12 protein-coding genes are annotated in these 16,119 nt (G+C 66.4%); 11 read left to right on the forward strand and 1 reads right to left on the reverse strand.

Features of this window, described 5'->3' with window-relative positions; translation table 11 throughout:
• Window positions 1-11 precede the first annotated feature (11 nt).
• The 6 genes from RQP53_RS13950 to RQP53_RS13975 are packed head-to-tail and all read left to right on the forward strand — an operon-like array spanning window position 12 to window position 7,106.
• Window positions 12-989: a LysR family transcriptional regulator gene (locus tag RQP53_RS13950; protein WP_315650948.1), complete on the forward strand. Its 978-nt coding sequence runs from the start codon at window positions 12-14 to the stop codon at window positions 987-989.
• 32 nt (window positions 990-1,021) lie between these two features.
• Window positions 1,022-2,326 (forward strand): guanine deaminase, encoded by a 1,305-nt coding sequence (gene guaD / locus RQP53_RS13955; protein ID WP_315650949.1) that lies wholly within the window; start codon window positions 1,022-1,024, stop codon window positions 2,324-2,326.
• A gap of 30 nt (window positions 2,327-2,356) precedes the next feature.
• Window positions 2,357-3,898, forward strand: a complete 1,542-nt coding sequence (locus RQP53_RS13960) for an ABC transporter ATP-binding protein (protein ID WP_315650951.1) — start codon at window positions 2,357-2,359, stop codon at window positions 3,896-3,898.
• Window positions 3,885-4,952 (forward strand): ABC transporter permease, encoded by a 1,068-nt coding sequence (locus RQP53_RS13965; protein ID WP_315650952.1) that lies wholly within the window; start codon window positions 3,885-3,887, stop codon window positions 4,950-4,952. Before RQP53_RS13960 ends, RQP53_RS13965 begins: the two co-directional genes overlap by 14 nt.
• A 20-nt stretch (window positions 4,953-4,972) precedes the next feature.
• On the forward strand, window positions 4,973-5,893 hold the full coding sequence (locus RQP53_RS13970; RefSeq protein WP_315651158.1) for an ABC transporter permease: 921 nt from the start codon (window positions 4,973-4,975) through the stop codon (window positions 5,891-5,893).
• A gap of 46 nt (window positions 5,894-5,939) precedes the next feature.
• Entirely contained in the window at window positions 5,940-7,106 is a 1,167-nt protein-coding gene (locus RQP53_RS13975; RefSeq protein ID WP_315650953.1) for a BMP family ABC transporter substrate-binding protein, read from the forward strand.
• Window positions 7,107-7,201: 95 nt separating this feature from the next.
• Here the strand turns inward: RQP53_RS13975 and RQP53_RS13980 are convergent, their stop codons facing one another.
• Window positions 7,202-7,969 (reverse strand): C40 family peptidase, encoded by a 768-nt coding sequence (locus tag RQP53_RS13980; RefSeq protein ID WP_315650954.1) that lies wholly within the window; start codon window positions 7,967-7,969, stop codon window positions 7,202-7,204.
• Window positions 7,970-8,313: 344 nt separating this feature from the next.
• Between RQP53_RS13980 and RQP53_RS13985 the strand changes: the two genes are divergently transcribed.
• The 5 genes from RQP53_RS13985 (at window position 8,314) to RQP53_RS14005 (ending at window position 16,095) form a co-directional block, all read left to right on the forward strand.
• Window positions 8,314-10,224 (forward strand): propionate--CoA ligase, encoded by a 1,911-nt coding sequence (locus RQP53_RS13985; RefSeq protein WP_315650955.1) that lies wholly within the window; start codon window positions 8,314-8,316, stop codon window positions 10,222-10,224.
• Between the two features lie 133 nt (window positions 10,225-10,357).
• The gene (locus tag RQP53_RS13990; RefSeq protein ID WP_315650956.1) at window positions 10,358-12,355 is read left to right on the forward strand and encodes a M3 family metallopeptidase; all 1,998 of its coding nucleotides are present in this window, start codon (window positions 10,358-10,360) and stop codon (window positions 12,353-12,355) included.
• A gap of 283 nt (window positions 12,356-12,638) precedes the next feature.
• Window positions 12,639-13,466, forward strand: coding sequence for a phosphate/phosphite/phosphonate ABC transporter substrate-binding protein (locus tag RQP53_RS13995; RefSeq protein WP_315650957.1), 828 nt, complete (start codon window positions 12,639-12,641; stop codon window positions 13,464-13,466).
• A 9-nt stretch (window positions 13,467-13,475) separates the two neighbouring features.
• On the forward strand, window positions 13,476-15,005 hold the full coding sequence (locus RQP53_RS14000) for an acyl--CoA ligase (RefSeq protein ID WP_315650958.1): 1,530 nt from the start codon (window positions 13,476-13,478) through the stop codon (window positions 15,003-15,005).
• A 67-nt stretch (window positions 15,006-15,072) separates the two neighbouring features.
• Window positions 15,073-16,095, forward strand: coding sequence for a Bug family tripartite tricarboxylate transporter substrate binding protein (locus RQP53_RS14005; RefSeq protein ID WP_315650959.1), 1,023 nt, complete (start codon window positions 15,073-15,075; stop codon window positions 16,093-16,095).
• The last annotated feature ends 24 nt before the right edge of the window (window positions 16,096-16,119 follow it).

Consider the following 16,119-nt stretch of genomic DNA (forward strand, 5'->3'; position numbering starts at 1 on the left):
AACATCAGCGTATGCCAAGCAAGACCGATTTCGACAAGATCGAGCTTCAACTCGTCCGTGTGCTGCACACCTTGATTGCCGAACGCAGTGTTTCCAAGGCGGCCTTGCGCCTCGATAGTACGCAGCCTGCGGTCAGCAGTCAGCTGCGGCGCCTGCGTGCCCTTACTGGCGACGCGCTCTTGGTGCGCAGCGGCCGCGGCATGACGCCCACCGCGGTGGCGCTGGAGCTGCAGGCGCCGGCCGAGCGGCTGCTTCGCGAGGCCGATGCCTTGTTTGCCCGCCGCCAGCGCAAGAGCGGTTTCGACCCGGCCACGGCCACGCTGCGCTTTCGCATCGCCGCCAGCGACTATCTTGATCCGCTCTTCCTGCCCGAGCTGGTCGCTCACCTGAAGCGCCTTGCGCCTGGGGTGGGGCTGGATCTGCAGCCGCTGTCGGCCGAGTACGACTACCGCGCCTCGTTGGCCCGCGGCGAGGTCGATCTGGTCATCGGTAACTGGCTGCAGCCGCCCGAAGAGCTGCACCTGGGTCGATTGCTCAGCGATGAAGTGGTGGTGCTGATGAGCGAAGACCATCCGGTGGCGCGCGCCAATGGCCGCGGCTGGACGGCCGAGCGCTATCTGCAATGCCAACACCTGGCGCCCATGCCCTTGTCCGCCGGGCAGCCCGGCGTGATCGACCAATACCTGGCCTCGCAGGGCCTGAAGCGCGATATCGCCGTGCGCAGTGCCCATTTCGGCCAGCTGCCGCAGATGGTGGCGCGCAGCCTGCTGGTCTTGACGACCGGGCGGCTGTTCTGCTCGCGCTACCTCGATCAGCTGCCGGTGCGGGTGATGCGCTGCCCGATCAATTTCCCGACGCTGAGCTATTACCAGCTCTGGCATGAACTGAGCCAGAACGCCGCGCCGATGCGCTGGCTGCGCGAGCAGGTGCGCGAGGTCGCGCGCACTCTGGTGCGCGAGGCGCCACCCAGCGCCCGGCTCAAACCCTGACCCATCCATTGAATCGTTGCTTGAAAGCTGTTGTGACTGCATCCGCCACCCCGTCCCGCCTTGCACTGAAGGGCGATCTGCTCGATTTCACCGGCACACCCGGCTGGGCCGAGCGCGATAGCGCCGCGGTGCGCTTCCAGCCAGCGAGCTGGCTCTTGATCGAGGGCGGGCGCATCGTCGGCACGCAGGCAGAAGAGCCCGACGAGAGCTGGACCAAGCAGGACCACAGCGGCCGGCTGATCCTGCCCGGCTTCATCGACACCCATGTGCACTGCCCGCAGCTCGACGTGATTGCCAGCTACGGCACCGAGCTGCTGGACTGGCTGAACACCTACACCTTCCCGGCCGAGCAGCGCTATGCCGACCCGGCCGTGGCCGCTGCCGGCGCCGCCCGCTTTCTTGATGCCTTGCTGGCCCATGGCACGACCTCGGCGGTGGTGTTCCCGACGGTGCACAAGGTCTCGGCCGAGGCTTTGTTCGAGGCTGCCGCCACGCGCGGCATGCGCCTGATCGCCGGCAAGGTGCTGATGGACCGCCATGCGCCGCCGGCGCTGTGTGACGACGTCGCCCAAGCCGAGCGTGACAGCATCGACTTGATCGACCGCTTCCATGGCCGCGAGCGCCTGGCCTACGCGGTGACGGTGCGCTTTGCGCCGACCAGCACGCCGGCCCAGCTGGCCATGGCGGGTGCTCTGTGCCGCGCCGACGCCTCGCTCTATATGCAAACCCATGTGGCCGAGAACCGCAGCGAGGTCGAATGGGTGCGCCAGCTCTTTCCCGAGGCACGCAGCTATCTGGATGTCTATGCCCGCGAAGGCCTGCTGCATCCGCGCGCGGTGCTGGCCCATGGCATCTGGCTTGACGATGAAGACCGCCGCGTGCTGGCCGCCAGCGGTGCGCAGGTGGCGTTCTGCCCCTCGTCGAACCTGTTCCTCGGCAGCGGCCTGTTTGACTGGGTGGCGGCGCGTGCGGCCGGCTTCGCGGTCAGCGCGGCCAGCGATGTGGGCGGCGGCACCAGCCTGTCGATGCAGCGCACGCTGGCCGACGGCTACAAGGTGCAGGCGCTGGCCGGCCAGCGCCTGAGCGCCTGGGCGGCCCTGCATGCGGCCACCCGCGGCGCGGCCGAGGGCCTGGGTTTGCAGCAGGAAATCGGCCACTTTGGCGTCGGTACACTGGCCGACGTCTGCATCTGGGACTGGGCACAAGGGCCGGTGGCCGAGGCCCGCTTCCAGGTGGCACGTGAGTTGCATGAGAAAGTGTTCGCCTGGATGACCCTGTCCGACGAACGCAATCTGGTGGCCAGCTATGTGGCCGGCCGCCAGCGCTACCAGAGATAGCCCCCACAAGAACACCCGAGACGACACGGCATGGCACTGCGACTGGAACTGCAAGGCATCAGCAAGCAATACCCGGCCGTCAAGGCCAATGATGCGGTCAGCCTGCAGGTGGCACCGGGCCAGATCCATGCGGTGCTGGGCGAAAACGGAGCCGGCAAGTCCACGCTGATGAAGATCATCTACGGCGCCGTGCAGGCCGATGCCGGCCGCGTGCTGTGGAATGGCCAGCCGGTCAGCCTGAAGAGCCCGGCCGAGGCCCGCGCCCTGGGTATCAGCATGGTCTACCAGCACTTCTCGCTGTTCGACACGCTCACGGCGGCCGAGAACGTCTGGCTGGGCCTGGACAAGACGCTGAGCCTGGCCGAGGTGACGGCCCGCATCCGCAAGCTGGCTGCGAGTTACGGACTGGATGTTGATCCGCTGCGGCCGGTGCACAGCCTCTCGGTCGGCGAGCGCCAGCGGGTCGAGATCATTCGTGCGCTGCTGACGAATCCGCAACTGCTGATTCTTGACGAGCCCACCTCGGTGCTGACGCCGCAGGCGGTGCAGACGCTGTTCAAGACGCTGCGCCAGCTGGCCGCGCAGGGCTGCGCCATCCTCTACATCAGCCACAAGCTGGACGAGATCCGCCAGCTCTGCGAGCACTGCACGGTGCTGCGCGGCGGCCGCGTCACCGGCGAGCTCGATCCCCGCACGGTGGACAACGCCGCGCTGTCGCGGCTGATGATTGGTGCCGAGCCGCCTCGCTTGCAGGCCGGCAGCCGGGCGGCCGGTGAGCTGGCGCTGGAGCTGCAAGGGCTCAGCCTGGCCCAGGCCACGCCCTTTGGCACGGCGCTCAAGGACATTGCGCTGCGCCTGCATGCCGGCGAGATCGTTGGCGTGGCCGGGGTGTCCGGCAATGGCCAGCAGGAGTTGATGGCCGCGCTGTCGGGCGAAGACGCGCGCGCGCCGGCCGCCTCGGTGCGCCTGTTTGGCGCCGACATCGCCCGTGCCAGCCCGCGCCGGCGGCGCAAGCTGGGCCTGCATTTCGTGCCCGAGGAGCGGCTCGGCCGTGGGGCGGTGCCGACGCTGTCGCTGGCCGCTAACACCTTGCTGACACGCACCGAGGCCGTCGGCCGCGGCGGCTGGATTCAGCAGGGCCGGGTGCGCCGCCTGGCCGAGGAACTGATCGCCCGCTATCAGGTGCGCTGCGGCGGCGCCGGGGCGGCGGCCAAGAGCCTGTCGGGCGGCAATCTGCAGAAGTTCCTGGTCGGCCGCGAGATCGATGCCAAGCCCAAGGTGCTGATCATTGCCCAGCCGACCTGGGGGGTGGATGTGGGCGCGGCGGCGCAGATCCGCGGCGAGTTGCTCAAGCTGCGCGATGCCGGCTGCGCCGTGCTGGTGTTCAGCGAGGAGTTGGATGAATTGTTCGAGATTTCTGACCGCCTGGTCGTGATGGCCCAGGGGCGCTTGTCGCCGCCGATCGCGTGCAGCGAGGCCACGGTGGCGCTGATCGGCAGCTGGATGTCGGGCCTGTGGAATGAGGCAGTGAACGAGACACTGAGCGAGGAGGGCGCCCATGCTGCGGCTTGAGATGCGGCCCGAGCCCTCGCGGCTGATGGCCCTGCTGTCGCCGCTGCTGGCCCTGGCGCTGACGGTGGTGCTGGGCATTGCGCTGTTCATGCTGCTGGGCAAGGACCCGCTGCGCGGCCTGCAGATGTTTTTCTGGGAACCGATCAAGAGCGCCTATGCCTGGAGCGAGCTGGGGCTGAAGGCCACACCGCTGGTGCTGATCGCGCTCGGGCTGGCCACCTGCTTTCGCGCCAATGTCTGGAATATCGGCGCCGAGGGGCAGTTCATCGTCGGCGCCCTGGCCGGCGGCTGGGTGGCCATGCAGGCCGATGCCGGCAGCGGCCGCAGCATCGTGTTGCCGATCCTGCTGGCCGGCATGGCCGGCGGCATGGCCTGGGCGGGGCTGACGGCCTGGCTGCGCGACCGCTTCAATGCCAACGAGATCCTGGTCAGCCTGATGCTGGTCTATGTGGCCGAGCTGGTGCTGGGCTATCTGGTCTACGGCCCTTGGAAAGACCCGGCCGGCTACAACTTTCCGCAGACCATCAGCTTCCTGGCGGTCACCAAGGTGCCGCGGCTGTTCGAGGGCTGGCGGGTCAATATCGGCGTGCTGATCGCCCTGGGCGCGGTGCTGGCCTTCTGGGTGCTGCTGTTCCGCAGCTATGCCGGCTATGCGCTGCAGGTGGGCGGCATGGCGCCGGCGGCGGCGCGCTATGCCGGGTTTTCGTCGCGGCGCGCGCTCTGGACGGCGCTGCTGCTCTCCGGCGCGATGGCCGGCCTGGCCGGCGCGCTGGAGGCGGCCGGTCCGCTGGGCCAGCTGAGCCCGCATGTGCCGGCCGGCTATGGGTTCGCGGCCATCATCGTCGCCTTCGTCGGTCGGCTGCATCCGGTGGGCATCGTCTTCTCGGGGCTGCTGATGAGCATGTTCTATATCGGTGGTGAGCTGGCGCAATCGCGGCTGGGCCTGCCCAAGTCCATCACCGGGGTGTTCCAGGGTCTGCTGCTGTTTGCGCTGCTGGCCGCCGACACCTTGATTCACTACCGGCTGCGTCGCGCTGCGGCGCGAGCGGCCTGAGCGGGACATCGCCCATGGACATGAACGCTTTGGCACTGCTGCTGGCCGCGACCTTGAACGCCGGGACGCTGCTGGCGATTGCTGCGCTCGGGCTGCTGATCAACGAGCGGGCCGGCATCGTCAATCTGGGCGCCGAGGGCATGATGCTGGTGGCCGCCATTGCCGGCTTTGCCACTGCCGTGCACAGCGGCAGTGACTGGCTGGCCTTTGCCGCCGGCATGGGCGCCGGCGCGCTGATGGCGGCGGCCTTTGGCGGCCTGGTGATCTGGCTGAACACCAACCAGTACGCTGCCGGCCTGGCGCTGAGCCTGTTCGGCAGCGGCTTCTCGGCCTTTGTCGGCATCAGCTACACCCAGCGCCAGCTGGGCCCGCGGCCGAGCTTTGCGCTGCCGGGTCTGGCCGACATTCCCTTCATCGGCCCGGCGCTGTTCCGCCAGCATCCATTGGTCTATCTGGCGATGGCGCTGGCCTTGGGCCTGAGCTGGTTTCTCTACCGTTCGCGCGCCGGCCTGGTGCTGCGCGCCGTCGGCGAGTCGCCGGAATCGGCCCATGCGCTCGGGTATCCGGTGCGGCGCATCCGGCTGCTGGCGGTGATGGCCGGTGGCGCGCTGTGCGGGCTGGCGGGCGCCTATGTGTCGGTGATCTACACGCCGCTGTGGGTCGAGGGCATGATCGCTGGCAAGGGCTGGATCGCGCTGGCGCTGACCACCTTTGCCACCTGGCGGCCGGCCCGCGTGCTGCTGGGCGCCTATCTGTTCGGTGGCGTGACCATGCTGCAGTTCCATCTGCAGGGGCAGGGCGTACAGATCGCCAGCCAGTTGCTCAGCATGCTGCCCTACCTGGCCACGATCACGGTGCTGGTGTTGATCTCCAGCAACGCCAGCTTCATCCGTGCCAATATGCCGGCCTCTTTGGGCAAGCCTTTCTACCCGGGCAGTTGAAAATGCCTGCCGAGGCCTGTGCCCCACCTTCAAACCAGGAGTTCCCATGCAACGCTCAAGCAAACGCGATCTGCTCAAACTTGCCGGCTGGTCCAGCCTGGCCCTGGCTGCTGCCCTGGCGGGCTGCGGCAAGAAGGAGGGCGAGGGCGCTACGAGCCCCGCGGCACCGGCCGCATCGGGCAGCGCCGTCGCCGCCAAGCCTGAACCGCTGAAGGTGGCGTTTGCCTATGTCGGCCCGGTCGGCGATGGCGGCTGGACCTACGCTCACGACAACGCCCGCAAGGCGATCGAGAAGGAATTCGGCGACAAGATCGTCACCAGCTTTGTCGAGAAGGTGCCCGAGGCGGCCGATGCCGAGCGGGTCTTTCGCGATATGGTCGGCCAGGGCAACACGCTGGTCTTCGGCACCACCTTCGGTTACATGGAGCCGATGCTCAAGGTGGCCGCCGATACGCCCAACGTCAAGTTTGAGCATGCGACCGGCTACAAGCAGGCCGAGAACATGCGCACCTACGACTCGCGCACCTACGAGTGCGCCTATATGGCCGGTGTGATCGCCGGCGCGATGAGCAAGAGCGGCACGCTGGGTGTCGTCGGCTCCATCCCCATCCCTGAGGTGATTCGCAATATCAACAGCTTCACGCTCGGTGCGCAGACCAGCAACCCCAAGGTCAAGGTCAAGGTGGTCTGGGTCAATGAATGGTTCAACCCGCCCAAGGAAACCGAGGCGGCCCAGTCGCTGATCGATGGTGGCGCCGATGTGCTGATGCAGAACACCGACTCCAGCGCCGTGCTGCAGACCGCCGAGAAGAACAAGAAGTTCGCCTTCGGCTGGGACTCCGACATGAAGCATTACGCGCCGAATGCCCACCTCGCCTCGGCAGTGATCAACTGGGCGCCGTACTACAGCAAGGCGGTGCGCGACGCGCTCGAAGGCAAGTGGAGCGGCAAGCAGCACAGCTGGTGGGGCGTCAAGGAAGGCGCGATCGATCTGGTCTCGATCAACGATGCCGTGCCGGCCGAGGTCAAGGAGCGCGTCTGGAAGGTCAAGGCCGGTCTGGCCGACGGCAGCTTCGCGGTCTGGAAGGGCCCGATCGTCGGCCAGGACGGCAAGGATGTGCTGAAGAAGGATGAGACGGCCGACGACAAATTCCTGTCGGGCATCAACTTCTACGTGAAGGGTGTCGAGGGCAAGGTGCCCAACGGCAAGTAAGCGGGCCGGCTTGGGCGGCGTCTGCGTGGCAGGCGCTGCGCCAAGACGGTTCAATGAGTGCTCAACAGCGCCGCTGGTTCGGCGCTGTTTTCATTTCAGCGCAGTGCCGTGGCGCCGCGGCCGTCGGCGTCGCCGCCGTTCAGATCGGCGCGGCGGGCGCCGGTGAAGCGCTTGGCCCAATAGGCTTCGCGCATGTCCTCAACGCGCACCGCACTGCCGACCCGCGGCGAGTGGATGAACTTGCCGTCGCCGACGTAGATGCCCACATGAGAGAAGGTCCGCTTCATCGTGTTGAAGAAGACCAGATCGCCGGGCTTGAGTTCTTCCTGCTTGATCGGCAGCAGGCTGCTCAGCTTGGCCTGTTCATCGGCGCGGTGCGGCAGCACCATGCCCACGCTCATCTCGAAGATGTGGCGGGTGAAGCCGCTGCAGTCGAAGCCGCTCTCCAGCGAATTGCCGCCGCGCTTGTAGGGCACGCCGAGGAAATTCATTGCCGACATCACCAGATCCGAGGCGGTGTCACGCACCTGGCTGAGCAGCCGGGACTCGCCGGACTTCAGCAAGCCGCGCTCCTGCAGGAAGCGCGAGACCGGATCGCTGGCCAGCGTGCTGGTCGTCGCGGGGTCAGGTGTTGCCTGAGCCGCTGGCTGCACGGCGCTGGCCGCTGCGGTCGCCGGCGTTGGGGCACTTTGCAGGCTCTGGCCGTAAGCGCCAGTCATCGTGCCCGGTGGCGGCGTCAGCTTGTTCTGCTGCGCCTCGGCCGCACCCGAAAACCCCAGTCCGGCGCCCAGGCACAGGCTCAACGCGGCAGCCAGGGTCTGGCGGCGAAATGAGCGAGGGCGGGGGGAGCGGGCTGCGGGCATGGAGGACTTGAGGTCGGCCGCGCAGCTTAAGGAGCGGGTCTTGCGGGTGTCAAGCAAAGCGATGGCAAATTCCGGGTTTGCCCGAGCCGCGGACGGTCTCAGGGGCGCAGGTTTCGGCGGGGACTGCGGGTTTGCGCGGGGGCAAGTGCAGTCCGTGGTTCAGTGTTAACCCTTATTGGAACACAGCCGCGGGCGCCAGCCCCTGTTCAGGGGCTTGCGGGCTTGTGCTGGCGCAAGAAAGCGTGAGCGAGTCAACGGGCGGGCGCGGCGGGTCAGTCTGCCGTCAGACCCTGGACTTGAAATGCGTGGCAATTGCTTTCGTCTATTCGCAGGAGCTTTTGCCCATGTCCATGCCGTCCAGCAGCTACGCCGAGTTCTACCGTCGCTCGATCGATGAGCGAGACACTTTCTGGGCCGAGCAGGCGGCCCTGATCGAATGGAACAGCCAGCCGCAGCAGATCTGCGACTACAGCCGGCCGCCGTTCGCGCGCTGGTTTGTCGGCGGCACGACCAATCTCTGCCACAACGCGGTCGACCGCCACGCCCGTGATCGTGGTGCGCAGAACGCGTTGATCTGGGTCAGCACCGAGACCGAGCAGGAGCGCATCTACAGCTTCAGCGAGTTGCAGCGCGAGGTCGAGACCATGGCCGCCATGCTGCTGGCTCAGGGTGTGGGCCAGGGCGACCGGGTGCTGATCTATATGCCCATGATTCCCGAGGCCGCCTTTGCGATGCTGGCCTGTGCGCGGATCGGTGCCATCCACTCGGTGGTGTTCGGCGGCTTTGCCAGCGTGTCGCTGGCCAGCCGCATCGACGACGCCGCACCCAAGCTGATCGTCAGCGCCGATGCCGGCAGCCGCTCGGGCAAGGTCGTGCCCTACAAGCATTTGCTGGACGAAGCGATACAACTCGCCAGCCACAAGCCTTCGGCGGTGCTGATGGTCGACCGCGGCCTGGCGCCGTTCGAGCGGGTGGCCGGGCGCGATCTGGACTATGCGGCGCTGCGCCAGCAGCACGGGGAGGCGCGGGTCGATTGCGTCTGGCTGGAATCGAACACGCCCAGTTACACGCTCTACACCAGCGGCACCACCGGCAAGCCCAAGGGCGTGCAGCGCGATACCGGCGGCTATGCGGTGGCGCTGGCGGCCAGCATGAAGCACATCTACTGCGGCGAGGCCGGCGAAACCTATTTCTCAACCAGCGACATCGGCTGGGTGGTCGGCCACAGCTACATCATCTACGGCCCGCTGCTGGCCGGCATGGCGACCATCATGTACGAGGGCTTGCCAACCCGACCCGATGCCGGCATCTGGTGGAGCCTGGTCGAGAAGTACAGGGTCAGCGTGATGTTCAGCGCGCCGACGGCGGTGCGGGTGCTGAAGAAGCAGGACCCGGCCTATCTGAGCAAGTACGACCTCAGCTCGCTGAAGGCTCTGTTCCTGGCCGGCGAGCCGCTGGACGAGCCGACCGCGCGCTGGATCGCCGAGGCGCTGGGCCGGCCCATCATCGACAACTACTGGCAGACCGAGACCGGCTGGCCGATTCTCTCGGTCGCCAACGGCGTCGAGAAGAAGGCCTCGCGTTTTGGCTCACCGGGCATGGCCATGTATGGCTACCGCGTCAAGCTGCTCAATGAGAGCACCGGCGAGGAACTGCTGGGCGCCAATCAGAAGGGCGTGCTGGCCATCGAGGGCCCGCTTCCACCGGGCTGCCTGCAGACGGTCTGGGGCGACGATGCCCGCTTCGTCAACACCTACTGGAGCAGCATTCCGGACAAACTGGTCTACTCGACCTTTGACTGGGGCATACGCGATGAGGACGGCTACTACTTCATCCTCGGCCGCACCGACGACGTGATCAATGTGGCCGGCCACCGGCTGGGCACGCGCGAGATCGAGGAAAGCATTGCCAGCCATCCGAATGTCGCCGAGGTGGCCGTCGTGGGCGTGGCCGATCAGCTGAAGGGCCAGGTCGCGATGGCCTTTGCCGTGCTGAAGGATGCCAGCCGTGCCGCCACGCCGGACGGCGCGCTGCAGCAGGAGGGCGAGATCATGAAGCGGGTCGACGAGCAACTCGGTGCGGTGGCCCGGCCGGCACGGGTGCGCTTCGTCAGCGTGCTGCCCAAGACGCGCTCGGGCAAGCTCTTGCGCCGCGCCATCCAGGCGGTCTGCGAGCAGCGCGACCCCGGCGATCTGACCACCATCGAAGACCCCAGCGCCTTGCAGCAGATCCGCGATCTGCTCGCGCCGGCCTGAGCCGGGCGGGGTGCCGGGCGGCACTCCGGGTAGACCCTGCGCCCTGATCCTTTGGCAGGGGGGGCATGGCGATGGACAATCGCCGCGCCGCCCGCTGCTGAGATGCTGCGCGGGCTCTCGACCTGGAGATGCAATGAAGAGCAAGACCTACAAGATCACCGGCGCGGTGCTGAGTTTTCTGGCCCTGGCCGCCTTTGGCCCAGGCGCGGGCGCCGAGCCCACGAGCCTGCCCGGGCCAGCTTTCCCGCAGCTCAAGAGCGCGGCGCAGATCAAGAGTGTTTGCGATGCCGGCCTGCTGGCCGCCAAGAAGCGCGTGGCCGAGCTGGAACGGCGCAAGATCGATCTGGGCTGGCTGGCTGCCTACGACGACTACGCCGCCTTTGTTGAAGACACCCAGGGGCCGGTCGACTTCGTGCTCAATGTCCATCCCGACAAGGCCGCGCGTGACGCCGCTCAGGCCTGCTCGATGCGCTGGGCCGATTTCAATTCCAGCTTCAATCAGAACGAGCGCCTCTTCAATGCGCTGAAGCGCGTGCCCACGCCCGATGCGATCGATCGCGAGCTGCAGCGGGTTTCGCTGGGCGGCTTCGAAGACAGCGGTGTGGCCCTACCGCCGGCCAAGCGCGCGCGCGCCAAGCAGATCCTCGATACGCTGGTCGAGCTGGACCAGCAGTTCAACAAGAACATCCGTGATGCCAATGTGAAGGTGGTCTTCAGCGAGGCGGAGTTGAAGGGCGTGCCCGAGGGCGTCTGGAAAAACGCGCCGCGCAATGAGCAGGGGCAGATCGTGCTGGGCGTCGATTACCCCAGCATGGGACCGGTGCTGCAGAGTGCCGAGGAGGGCGCCGCCCGCGAGCGGATGTGGCGCGCCAAGACCAACGAGGGCGGCGATGCCAATCTGAAACTGCTGGCCCGCATTGCCGAGTTGCGCCATGAGTACGCGCAGCTGTTCGGCTTCAGCAATTATGTGGACTTCAGCCTGCGCCGCCGCATGGCCAAGAACGCCGCCACGGCGACCAAGTTCCTCGACTCGGTCAAGAGCAGCGTCACCGAGCGCGAGAAGCTCGATCTGGAACAGCTGCGTGAGGCCAAGGCCAAGCACCTGGGCACGCCGCTGGCCGACACCCGCGTTGAACGCTGGGATGCCAGCTTCTATGCCGAACGGATCCGCCAGGCGCGCTACAGCGTCGACCAGGAGGCTTTTCGCGAGTACTTCCCGGCCCAGCACAGCCTGCAGTTCGCGATGCATGTGATCGAGAAGCTGATGGGCGTGCGCTACAGCCGCCTGCCGGCCGAACTCTGGCATGAGGAGGCGCAGGCCTATGCGGTCAGCGACGCGGCCACCGGCAAGCCGCTGGCGACGCTGTATGTCGATCTGTTCCCGCGCGAGGGCAAGTACAACCATGCGGCGGTCTGGCCGCTGCGCTCCAGCGCCACCCGCATCGGCCGCACGCCGACGGCCGCGCTGGTGGTGAACTTCAATCGCAAGGGCCTGACGCTGGATGAGGTCGAGACCTTGCTGCATGAGCTGGGCCATGCGGTGCACAACAATCTGTCCAACACCCGCTATGCGCTGCAGGGCGGCACCAGCGTGATGATGGACTTCGTCGAGGCGCCCTCGCAGATGCTGGAAGACTGGGTCTATGACCGCAAGGTGCTGGGCCTGATGCAGGAGGTCTGCGCCGACTGCAAGCCGGTGCCTGATGCGCTGCTGGACAAGGCCATTGCCGCCCGCGAGTTTGCCAAGGGCAGCAAGTACGGCCGCCAGCATCTCTATGCCGGCTACGACCTGGCCCTGCACGGTCCGGTGGTGCCCGATCCGCTGGCCCTGTGGGCCAAGATGGAGGGCGATACGCCGCTGGGCTATGTGCCTGGCACCAAGTTCCCGGCCGGCTTTGCTCATATCGCCGGCGGCTATGGCTCGGGCTATTACGGCTATCTGTGGAGCCTGGTCGTGGCCATGGATCTGCGTACCGCCTTCGCGGCCGACAAGCTCGATGCCAAGGTCGGCAGTGCCTATCGCAACAAGGTGCTGGCCCAGGGCAGCCAGAAGCCGGCGCCCGAGCTGGTGCGCGACTTCCTCGGCCGCGACAGCAATGCCCGTGCCTTCTTTGACTACCTGAACAAGTAAACGGCCTGCCGCCAGGCAGTCTCCCGCCCGCCGACGGACCGCTCGCCCCGAGCGGCGCCACGGCGGGCGTTTTTCCTCGTGCAATGCATTCGTGCGTTATTCACGCAAGTGTTTTCCCTAGCTGTAGGAGCTTTCAGCTTGGTGGACTTGTTACAGATTTGTCGCACCTCTGACGTCACAATCGCCGACCATTCACGGCATGCAGTGGAGTAGCGGCTGTTCCCGTGACAGGAACAAGACCGGACAGGGACAACGCATCCCTGAACCAGCGGATACAAGAAAAATGGGATTCTCAGCAGTAATTCGGATAGGGGTCAGGTCTTGCCTGATCAGCCTGGCACTTGGAGTCGGCAGCGCGCAGGCCTTGGTGCTGGCCGTCAACGAAGGCGTGACCTACCGGGTGCCTCTGTCGGAGATCCGTGCCCGCTATGAGGCCATTGCGGCCGACCTCAGCAAGCTGTTGCACCAGAGCGTCAGCATCGAACCGGTGGGCGACTACCGGACGCTGCGGGCTGGGCTGGCGGAGCACCGTTGGGAGCTGGCGCTGGTGCATCCGGCTCATGTGTCGATCCAGGCCATCAAGCAGTCCGATTACCGACTGGTGGCCGTGACCAAGGGCTTCACCGGCTACAAGGCCAGCTTTCTGGTGCGCGCCGATTCGCCGCTGAAGGCTCTGGCCGAGCTCAAGGGTTTGCGAATCGGTGCTCCGGACGAAGATTCGATCACCGCGGTGATGATGCGTGCGACGCTGCGCGACGCCGGTGTGCCCATCGTGCCCGCGGTCATTACCTATACCCGTTATCAGGACGCGGTACCCTTCTTTGTCGAGAATCGGCTGACCCATGTCGGCGTGACGGCGGCCTCGGCGGTGATCAAGGACTGGCAGGCCAAGGGTGGTCGTGTCATGGCCAGCTCGACCGCGGTGCCGATCAAGCACATCATCGCCAGCCCGGCGCTCAGCGCCGAGCAGTTCGAAAAGGTGCAGGCCTATCTGGTGGGCCTGGATGGCAGCGACGAAGGCAAGAAGAAGCTGGAGCCCACCAAGTGGAAGGGCTTCGAGTTGTACGACCAGGCCGCGCTGCTGAAGCTGGGCGCCTGGCTGGGTTTGTAGGAGTGGGCAATGTCAGAGGATTCCCTGTTCGGGCTGCTGCAGGCGGCTGATGATCACGCCATCGCCTTGCGTGCGCCCGATCGCCCCGCGCTCAGGCACGCGGGCCTGCGCCAGCTGGTGGCCGGTACGGTGGCGCGACTCAATGCGCTGGGCATAGGCCGCAACGAGCGGGTGGCCCTGGTGCTGGCCAATGGCCCGGAAATGGCGAGCTGCTTTCTGGCCTGCGCCTGCGGCGTGGCCGCCGCACCGCTGAATCCGGCCTACCGGGCCGACGAGTTCGAGTTCTATCTCGGCGACCTGAACGCCCGCGCCCTGATCGTCGAGCGCGGCAGCAGTTCGCCGGCCATCGCGGTGGCCGAGAAGCTGGGCGTGCGGGTGCTGGATCTGGTGGTGGCCGAGGGCGCGCCGTCCGGCTTGTTCACACTGGAGGAGCGCTCGCCGCAAGCCACTGCCCCAGCCACTGCCGGCGGCTACGCCCAGCCCGATGACGTGTCCATGGTGCTGCATACCTCGGGCACGACCTCGCGGCCCAAGATCGTGCCACTGTCGCAGCGCAATCTTTGCGCCTCGGCACGCAATATCCGCCAGAGCCTGCAGTTCACGGCCGCTGATTGCGGCCTGAACATCATGCCGCTGTTCCATATCCACGGCCTGATTGCCGGCGTGCTGGCGCCGCTGTCGGCCGGCTCGCAGGTTTTCTGCACGCCGGGCTTCAATGCGCTGAAGTTCTTTGCCTGGATGGATGAGGCCAAACCGAGCTGGTACACCGCCGTGCCAACCATGCATCAGGCCATCCTCTCGCGCGCCAGCAAGAACGCCGAGGTGATTGCCCGCCATCCGCTGCGCTTCATGCGCTCCTCGTCCTCGTCGATGCCACCGCAGGTGATTGCCGAGCTGGAGCAGGTGTTTGGCGCCCCGCTGATCGAGGCCTATGGCATGACCGAGGCCACCCACCAGATGGCCAGCAACCCCTTTCCGCCGCGTACCCGCAAGCCGGGCACCGTGGGCCTGGCGGCCGGGCCCGAGGTGGCCATCATGGACACGAACGGGGCACTGCTGGCGGCCGGCGAAACCGGCGAGATCGTCATTCGCGGCGCCAATGTCACGGCCGGCTATGAAAGCAATCCCAGCGCCAATGCCGAGGCCTTCAGCCATGGCTGGTTCCGCACCGGCGACCAGGGGCAGATGGATGCCGAGGGCTATATCAGCATCACCGGCCGGCTGAAGGAAATCATCAACCGCGGTGGCGAGAAGATCAGCCCACGCGAGGTGGACGAGGTCTTGATGGACCACCCGGCGGTGGCCCAGGTGGTCTGCTTCGGCATGCCGCATGCCAAGCTGGGCGAGGAAGTCGCTGCGGTGGTCGTGCTGCGCGATGGGCAGCAAGCCAGCGAACGCGAGCTGCAGGACTTCGTGGCCCAGCGCCTGGCTGATTTCAAGGTGCCCAAGAAGCTGCTCTTCATGGACGAGATCCCCAAGGGCGCGACCGGCAAATTGCAGCGCATCGGCCTGGCGCAGAAGCTCGGCCTGACGGGTTGAATCAGCGGCCAGCTCAAGCGCTGCAGCATCACAAAGCTTTGTTTGGAGGGACAGACCCGTGTTGACGATGAAGAGCAAGAAGACCGTTTCCACCCTTGGCCGCCGCGCCGCTCTGGCGCTGGCCCTGGGCAGCGCCTGGCTGGCCCAGGCGGTGCAGGCCGCGCCCTGGCAGCCGAGCAAGCCGATTGAATTCGTGGTGCCGGCCGGCACCGGCGGCGGTGCCGATCAGATGGCGCGTTTCATCCAGGGCATGGTGGCCAAGCACCAGCTGAGCCCGCAACCCATCGTCGTTGTCAACAAGTCCGGCGGCGCAGGCGCCGAGGGCTTTCTCGATGTGAAGAACGACAAGGGCAATCCGCACAAGCTGGTCATCACCCTGTCCAATCTCTTCACCACGCCGATGGCCACTGGCGTGCCTTTCAACTGGCGTGACCTGACGCCGGTCTCCATGCTGGCGCTCGATCAGTTCGTGCTCTGGGTCCATGAGGACACGCCGTACAAGAGCGCCAAGGATTACTTCAACGCGATCAAGAGCCAGCCGGCGAATGCCTTCAAGATGGGCGGCACCGGCTCCAAGCAGGAAGATCAGATCATCACCGTGATGCTGGAGAAAGCGGCCGGCAAGAAGATGATCTACATCCCCTACAAGGGCGGTGGCGATGTGGCGGTGCAACTGGTCGGCAAGCATGTCGACTCGACCGTCAACAACCCGATCGAGGCCGAGTCGCATTGGCGCTCCAAGCAGCTGCGCGCGCTGTGCGTGTTTGACGATCAACGGATGCCCTATCCGGACAAGGTCACCGCCACGCAGAGCTGGGCCGACCTGCCAACCTGCGCTTCGCAAGGCATTCCGGTCAGCTACTTGATGCTGCGCGGCATCTTCATGGCACCGGGCGTGACGGCCGAGCAGACAGCCTTCTACCTGGATCTGGTCGCCAAGCTGCGCCAGTTGCCCGAGTGGAAGGAGTTCATGGCCAAGGGCGCGTTCAGGCAGACCGCGCTGCAGGGCGAGGCCTTCGTCGACTGGCTGGGCAAGAACGAGCAAATGCATCGTGTGCTGATGAAGGAAGCCGGATTCATCGCGAAATGAGCCGGGGCGCCGATGCGGCGCCAG

It is taken from the genome of Roseateles aquae (assembly GCF_032337115.1).
In the GTDB taxonomy this organism is placed as follows: Bacteria; Pseudomonadota; Gammaproteobacteria; order Burkholderiales; family Burkholderiaceae_C; genus Roseateles_C; species Roseateles_C aquae.